This window comes from uncultured Agitococcus sp. (genome assembly GCF_937920075.1).
GTDB lineage: Bacteria > Pseudomonadota > Gammaproteobacteria > Pseudomonadales > Moraxellaceae > Agitococcus.
In genome coordinates, this window is sequence record NZ_CALETI010000413.1 from 1 (window position 1) to 7,973 (window position 7,973).

Here is a 7,973-nt window from a genome sequence, read left to right on the forward strand (position 1 = left end):
CGTGGCGTGGGTAGAGGCACGAAACCCACGATAATCAAATGTTAATTGTGGGTTGACGAAGGAAACCCACAATTAATTAGCCCATCGTTTAATCCCCTAAATAAAATGTCTTGTTTGGGAAAATCGGGTACACAACGAATATATTGCTCAAGTTTGGTGTTGGGCATAACAAATATCCTTTAATCAACAATCAATATCGCTTAACCTTGTCAGGTCATAATAACAATAATACAACTACTTGTATGATTGATGTGCATGACCATTAGAATTAATGCTGTTAATCTAAAAATATGGTTTGTTAATAGGATTTTGAGAAATAAATGAAACGCTTGTTAAATGTCGCCTTATGTTCTTTAGTATTACACTCCTATGGATGGGCAGCAGAGGCAACACCCACACCAGACAGTAATAAAAAAGTAGAAAATTTACCCCTCACCGATTTACGCACCTTTGTTGATGTTTTTGAGCGTATTCGTCAAAGTTATGTTGACCCTGTTGACGATAAAACCTTATTTGAAAATGCCATTAAAGGTATGTTGTCATCACTCGACCCTCATTCTGCCTATTTAAATAAAGACGATTATCAAGATTTAAAAGCGCAAACCACAGGCGAGTTTGGCGGTATTGGTGTCGAAATTACTATGGAAGATGGTTATTTAAAAGTCATTAGTCCGATAGATGATACACCTGCGTCTAAGGCTGGCATCAAAGCAGGTGATTATATCGTCAAATTGGAAGGGAAAGCGGTTAAAGGCATGACCATGAATGAAGCTGTGGAAGTGATGCGTGGAGAAATTGGCAAACCACTCAAATTAACCATTCAACGCAAAGGCGAAGCCGCACAAAACTTAACCTTGATTCGCTCCAAAATTGAAACAACCAGCGTTAAAATGCGCTTTATTGCCGAAGATTATCCAGTCATTAGAATTACCCAATTTCAAACTCATACAGGCCGTGATTTAAATAAAACTTTAAATCAACTCAAAGAACGCGAAAAACCGATTAAAGGCTTGATTTTAGATTTACGCAACAATCCGGGTGGCGTGTTGGGTGGTGCAATTAGTGTGGCGGATGCCTTTTTAGATAAAGGTTTGATTGTTTATACCAAATCGCGTAGCGAAGAACCTAGTGAAAAATTCGAAGCGACTGAAGGACAAAATTTACCCAATGTGCCGTTATTAGTATTAGTCAATGGTGGTTCTGCTTCTGCTTCCGAAATTGTTGCAGGGGCATTACAAGACCAAAAACGTGCGATTATTGCGGGAACAACCACCTTTGGCAAAGGCTCGGTGCAAACCGTTTTGCAAATCAGTGAAGACAAAGCCATTAAGTTAACCACAGCGCGTTATTACACGCCTAATGGCCGTTCGATTCAAGCCGAAGGTATTAAACCTGACGTGTTAATTGAGCCAGCCAAACTAGAGCTTGCCGCTCAGGGAGAAAGTTATAAAGAAGCGGATTTAAAAGGTCATTTATCAAATCCCAATGAACAAGCCGATGCAACCAATAGCTTTAAGCCTGTTGAGGAGGCCAAGCCTGTGGTTGAAGAAGAGGTGAAAAAAGGCACAGATGTTGGCAAAAAGACCAAAAAATCGGCAAAAGATGATGCTAAAGTTGAAGAAAAACCAGTTGTTAAAACGGATGAAATACCTACAGAGCAACAATTAGCTCAAGATGATTATGTATTGTATGCTGCTTTAAATGTGTTAAAGGGCGCAGCTTTTTGGCAGGCAAAACCATGATCTTTGCAGAAGACGATTTAGCTCCTAAAGCCACGAGAGTGTATCAGGCAATTAAAGATGATCGAGAAATTATCATTGATACGTTAACACGCTCGTTTTGGGATGACCCGATGTATAACTGGTTGGTCAAACAAGATGTCTATTTAGGGGCGAGGTTTCGGCGAATTTTTGAAATTTATTGGGATCGTTTTGCATGGCCGTATGAGCAAATTTGGACAACCGAAGACAGATTAGGCGCGGCTTTATGGTCGCCACCCAATTGTTGGCAATTAGGCTTAGCCGAACAGTTGGCTTTTCTGCCTGATTGGCTAGGCGTAACAGGTTTAAGTCAGTTGTATTCCCGTTGGCGAGTGGTGGATAAAATTCAAGCCAAACATCCACATGTGCCTCATTGGTATTTAATGGCGGTGGGGGTTGCACCCGAAGCGCAGGGTAGAGGTTATTGCTCCAAGTTGTTAAGGCCAATATTAGATATTTGTGATCGTACCCAAACACCTGCCTATTTAGAAAACTCTAAAGAGCAAAATATCGAAATTTATCAACACTTTGGCTTTAAAGTGACTGAGGAAGTGGTCGTCGAAAAAGATGTTAAGTTGTGGTTAATGTGGAGGGAAGCGCGTTAAATAGCGGTGGATATATGAGTTATTTTCAAAAACCATCTTGGTAGTTAATCTGATTCCCAGTTATAGTCGGTTGACGCATTTTAAGGAAATGATCGAATGTCTTCATTTGAAGCTTTAACCCTTCACCGATTATTACTAGCCGTTATTTTGAGTGTTATCCTATTTTTGGGCTATAGTATTTTATCGGTTTTTTTTATTCCAATAGCATGGGCAGGCGTTTTAGCCTATGTAACATGGCCAGCCTATACACGTTTGTTAACACGCTTAGCCTATCGGCATAATTTAGCAGCCGCATTAATGACCTTGAGCTTAGCCTTATTAATCATCATTCCTTTATTATTAGCAATTATTGTGTTAAATGTCGAAGTAAGTCATGTTTATCGAGTTATTGAGCAAAAAATCAGTAGTCAAAATGTAGCATTACCAGATTTTGTAAAAAAATGGCCATTTGCCAATGAGTTACAAAAAACTTTAGACAATTTAATGAATAATCCTGATGCGTTTAAAGAACAGTTGCAAGCATGGTTTCAAAAAGCATTTGGTGCAGCGGCACAAGTGGCAAGTGGTATTAGCAAAAACTTAGCCAAATTATCAATGGCATTGTTTATCTTATTTTTCTTTTATCGTGATGGCCAAAAAATATTGCAACAAATACAACAAGGTTTAACCGTTTTAATTGGTGATAGAGTTCACGGTTATATTCATGCAATTGGTGATACAACCCGAGCTGTTGTTTATGGTATTGTGTTAACGGCTGTTGCCCAAGGATTTTTAGCAGGAATAGGCTATGCTTTTGTAGGCATGGAAAGTCCAATATTTTTGGCCTGTATTACCACCTTGGTGGCGATGATTCCCTTTGGAACTCCCTTTGCGTGGGGGAGTGTGGCGGTTTGGTTATTGAGCCAAGGTTATACCGTTGAAGCATTGGGTTTGGCAGCGTGGGGAACTTTTGTGATTAGCTGGGTTGATAACATTATCCGCCCCCTTGTCATTTCTAGCGCGACCGAAATACCTTTTTTAGCAGTGATGTTTGGAGTATTGGGAGGCTTAGCTGCTTTTGGCATGATTGGTTTATTTATCGGGCCAGTTATTTTAGCGGTATTAATCGCTATTTGGCGCCAGTGGCTAGAAAGCGAACAGAATTTAGCAAAAACAAAGAGTTAAGTTGTTAAATCTAAAAATGGAGTTTTTACTCTAGAATAATTACTCTAAATAATTGAATTAAAACAAAAAATTAGAGCTTTTGCACCAGTTGTTTATTTGTATTAATCTCGTTAAACTGGCGCAAAATTGCTCAATCTAGGAGCCAACATGAAAAAAATAGTTTGGGGTTTAGCCACAGTATCAGTGATTGGTGTGGGGGTGCATTTTGCTACCTTGCCACCACCTCCGCCAGATGTTCCACCTGTACCAGCCAAAATTCCTGTGCCAGAAGTGCCAGCTTTAACACCCTATGATATGCCAACTGGTCAAGTACCTGTATCAACAGAACCATATCGTTCAACAAATCGCAGTGTATCCATTCAAGATTTAGTTGATCGTAAATTAACCACGGGTATTTATACAGGTACACCTTATTGGAAAGAACGTGCTGAATGGTTTGACGCGCATTTTTATGACACCTTAGCTGCGCGTAAAGTGTGGAATAAAGGTACATCACCTGATACTCACAAACGTGGTGGGCCAGTCACATGGACATATCAGCCTATTCCACAGTATGTACCGCCGCCATGTACCGAAGTGCAGCCAACTGGTTATGATGCCGAAGGATGCCGTTACGTTTTGGGATTATTTAAGGATGTAGAGGCTAAAGACCCCATTAAGGCCAATAAAATGCGTGAACAGGCGCGTCGTGGTCGTGATGTTTGGTTTAAGGGCACGTTTGGCAACCAAGATGAAAACATGTTGCTGCAAACGCGTGTCGTCGGTAAAGAAAATATGTATTACCCTTGGTTAGACACACGCACCCGTGCACAACGTTTTAGTAAATGGGGTTTAATTAATGATCCTGATTGTGTGCAAGGTGATGCATCTACGAATTGGTATGACAAATGCCAAGACCCACATTCATCAGGTGTGTTAGGTTATCGTAAATACTATGCCGACCCAATTAAAGATGCTTCAGGCAAAGTTGTTTACGATCCACAAACAGCTCCTTATTCCGAAACAGAAATTAAAGAAAACAAACGTTATGTGATTGGTCATCCCTGTGTGCAATGTCACGTGGGTTTTGATCCTACTAATCCACCCAAAAACCCCAATGAGCCTAAATGGGAAAATTTAAGTGCTACGATTGGTAACCAACACATTCGTCAGCCCTTAGCTTTCTTCCAAGGTGCGCCAAGTAATCATTTAGCTAACCAAGCGGTGATGGCAGGACGCTTAGGCACAATTGATACCTCAATTGTTGCTAACGATTGGCAGCATAATCCGGGTACACAAAACAATATTATGGACTTTCATAACAAACGTTTATTTGAACACGTGATGAAAGACCCAGTTACGGGTATTGTGAAAACGGCCATGACACGCCATGTATTAAAAGGTGGCGAAGACTCTGTGGGCGAACATTTGGCGTTGATTCGTGTCTATGTCAATATTGGTATGTGTACCGAAGAATGTTGGACACCGAACTTTCCTTATCCTGGTCAATTTTTTGGTCGTGGTACCAAACAAAGCCCAATGCGTATCATGCAATGTGCCAACAAATGTGATGCGTGGAATTATGCTGATAGTAAGATGGATGATTTAGCCGCCTTCTTAATCACAGGTGGGCCAACTTATTTATTAGCGGCTAAAGATGATAAAGATAATACCGCTGGTTTAAATTATATTGATCTTAAAGTAGTCCCTAAAGGTCGTGAAGTATTTGCTCGTGAGTGTGCTTCTTGTCATAGCTCTAAGTTTGCACCTGAAAATATTCGTGCCGATAAAGATGCCTTAGCTAAGTTTTATGAAGGCCATATTTTTGGTAAAGAAGATTACTGGCGTTATGAAATGAGTGCTGAAAAGCAAAAAGATGCAGCATTTATGGCCAAGTATTTTGTCAAAGACTTAAAAGGCCAGTTACGTCCCAAACAATTTGCTGATAAAGGTATTTTTGGTCAAGATTGGTTAGGTAATGACGAACGTACTCCTTTTAATATTGTCGGTACTAATATGTGTCGTGCTTTACATGATAACCATAATCAAGGTCATATTTGGGAAGAGTTTTCTTCTGAAACTTACAAAAATAGTCCCTCTGCTGGCAGTGTCAAACAAGTCTTTAATCGCGTGATTCCTTTGCTTGGTGGCGTGCCATTTGGCGAGCGTAAAATTGAAGGCGGGCCGGGTTATTTGCGTAATATCTCGTTATTATCGGTTTGGGCAACAGCTCCTTTCTTGCATAATAATGCGATTGGTGAAGTGACTTTCTTGCCTGATGGTTCACCAGATTACACTTTAAGTGGTCGCATTAAACAATTTGAAATGGCGTTTGATGAGTTGATGATGTCTGATGATCCCAAAGTATCTCCCAGCCGTCCACAAAAAATCACAGGACTGACCGAAGACTTTATGAGTAGTGGTCGCGAAGATGCCCAAGGTTTAGCATTGATTCCCTTCAAAAAAGGTGAGCCTGCTGCACATGTGTTATCTTCTAATCCACATCGTCCTTTGTTTATGAAGTGTGATGATTTGGTTGAAAATAAGGGGCATCAGTTTGGTGTTGATTTAACACCACAAGATAAACACGCTCTACGTGAATTCTTGAAAATGATGTAAATCAAACCGTCATTGTAGGGGCAGCCCTTGTGGCTGCCCTATGATGGTCATATAAGGACAACCACAAGGGTTGTCCCTACCAATAAAAAATGGTTAGATAATTATTCGAGCCACTATGAAAAAAATAATACTTAGCATTTTTCTAATTGTTATGATAACTGCCGTCAGCGCAGTGATTTTATTAAACCGCCCAAGTACCCCCCCCATTACTGAATTAGCTAAAAATACCTCTACCAAAACAACTTATTTATCACAAAAAATTATTCCTGACACCGATTTGCCGCCACAAGGTACTCGCTCGTTATTTGATCACATGATTGCCCAAAATAATGGTTTACCTTATCCCTTTAGTAAATTAATTGGTTTATTAAAAGAACAAAATCCGCAAGGTACAGAGCCAATCACCTTATTAATTCCGCATGGTCGTTCCTTATTAAAAGGCCAAGCCGATGATAAACATCCGCGTATTGTCGTTGCTGCTGATTTTGAACAAGCCAATGCACCCGCAGGCTTCGGACTGAATAGCAAAGGACTATTGTTTTTGGGTTTTGTTGAAAACGCTCACGAAATTGAAGTGTTAAGTTATAACGAAGCCGCAGGACGCTTTGAGTTTCAACTCGTACAAAATTATTGTGAAGGTTGTGTGCCAAGAATTGTCTATGCTCGCCGAGCCATTTGTACCACTTGTCACCAAGGTGGCACGCCGATTTTCTCTCAGCGTCCGTGGAATGAAACCAACGGTCAACAAAGTACCGCTGCTGCGATTGCCGCTGCACGCGCTAATAATCTCGCTTATGAAAATGTAGCATTACAACAGCCACTCGCAAATTCTGAGCGTTTTGACCAGTTGACTGATGTTGGTAATTTTTATCATGTCACTCAGCGTTTATGGTTAGATGGTTGTGGTTTAGACGGTAATCAATGTCGGCGGCAAATGTTAAAACTCGCTTTACAATATGCCGATAATGCAGGCGGCTTTGATGCAAATAGCCCAGATGCTCAAACTTTAAAACAATTACAAGCAAAAAACTTTCCAAAAGAAGGTATTGCTGTGCCTGAATCGGATTTATTAAACCGTGATCCCATTGGGGAAAAACAAGGTTTTAAAGGTTGGTTACGCTCTTTAGTGACGCGTGATATTAAGTTTGGTGAAGGTGCAAAAGACAACGAAGATTTAAGCGAGTTTGATAAATTGCCGCCTTTACGCAAAGAAGTTGACCCATTGACCATCCGCGCCCCTAAACAAGTTTTAACCGCACAACACATTGATGGTGTGTATGGTTTAGCACGATTTTTTAGCGATGCCGATTTAAAAACTTTAGCCCAAGCCAATGCTAATCAATGGGCAAATGTCATTGCAAAAGTGCAAAGTTTGCCTGATGAAGTCTTTGCTGCAAAGCCCTTTTCACGGGTGGTCATGATGCAAGCGTTATTGGGGCAATCACGTGATTATTGTTGTTTGAATACGGCAGAAATGTCTCCGCCTGTGGTGTCAGGTATTCCACCATTAAAGATTAAAAAGCTGACTCAATTACAACCGTTTGCCGATTATTGTTTTGCTTGTCATCGTGGTAATCCTGCACAGCGTTTAAACTTTATGGCAGGGGACACCGAAGGGCAAGTTTTAGCCAATATTCAGGCTAAAAAAGAAATTAGAGATGCGTTGGATTGGGAGCGTTATCAAGGCACAGAGAAAGCCAGTAAACTGATGCCACCACGAGATTCTATACAGTATCAAAAACTACAACAAGCAGGCGAAAAAACTCGCCAACAAATGCGCGATACTGTGCCAAGTTTATTTGATTTTTGAGGGGAAAGATCATGCGTTTAACATTCATGCTATTAA

At 40.5% G+C, this 7,973-nt stretch carries 5 protein-coding genes; all 5 read left to right on the forward strand.

The window, feature by feature from the left end; translation table 11 throughout:
• Window positions 1-320: 320 nt before the first annotated feature.
• Window positions 321-1,742, forward strand: a complete 1,422-nt coding sequence (locus tag Q0212_RS14245; protein WP_297926671.1) for a S41 family peptidase — start codon at window positions 321-323, stop codon at window positions 1,740-1,742.
• Window positions 1,724-2,365: an N-acetyltransferase gene (locus tag Q0212_RS14250; protein ID WP_297926674.1), complete on the forward strand. Its 642-nt coding sequence runs from the start codon at window positions 1,724-1,726 to the stop codon at window positions 2,363-2,365. Before Q0212_RS14245 ends, Q0212_RS14250 begins: the two co-directional genes overlap by 19 nt.
• A gap of 96 nt (window positions 2,366-2,461) precedes the next feature.
• Complete coding sequence (locus tag Q0212_RS14255) at window positions 2,462-3,529, forward strand: AI-2E family transporter (RefSeq protein WP_297926677.1); 1,068 nt, start codon at window positions 2,462-2,464, stop codon at window positions 3,527-3,529.
• A gap of 147 nt (window positions 3,530-3,676) precedes the next feature.
• Window positions 3,677-6,127, forward strand: a complete 2,451-nt coding sequence (locus tag Q0212_RS14260; protein WP_297926680.1) for a hypothetical protein — start codon at window positions 3,677-3,679, stop codon at window positions 6,125-6,127.
• Window positions 6,128-6,278: 151 nt separating this feature from the next.
• A complete protein-coding gene (locus Q0212_RS14265) occupies window positions 6,279-7,937 on the forward strand; it encodes a hypothetical protein (protein WP_297926683.1) in 1,659 nt (552 codons plus the stop codon).
• Window positions 7,938-7,973 lie beyond the last annotated feature (36 nt).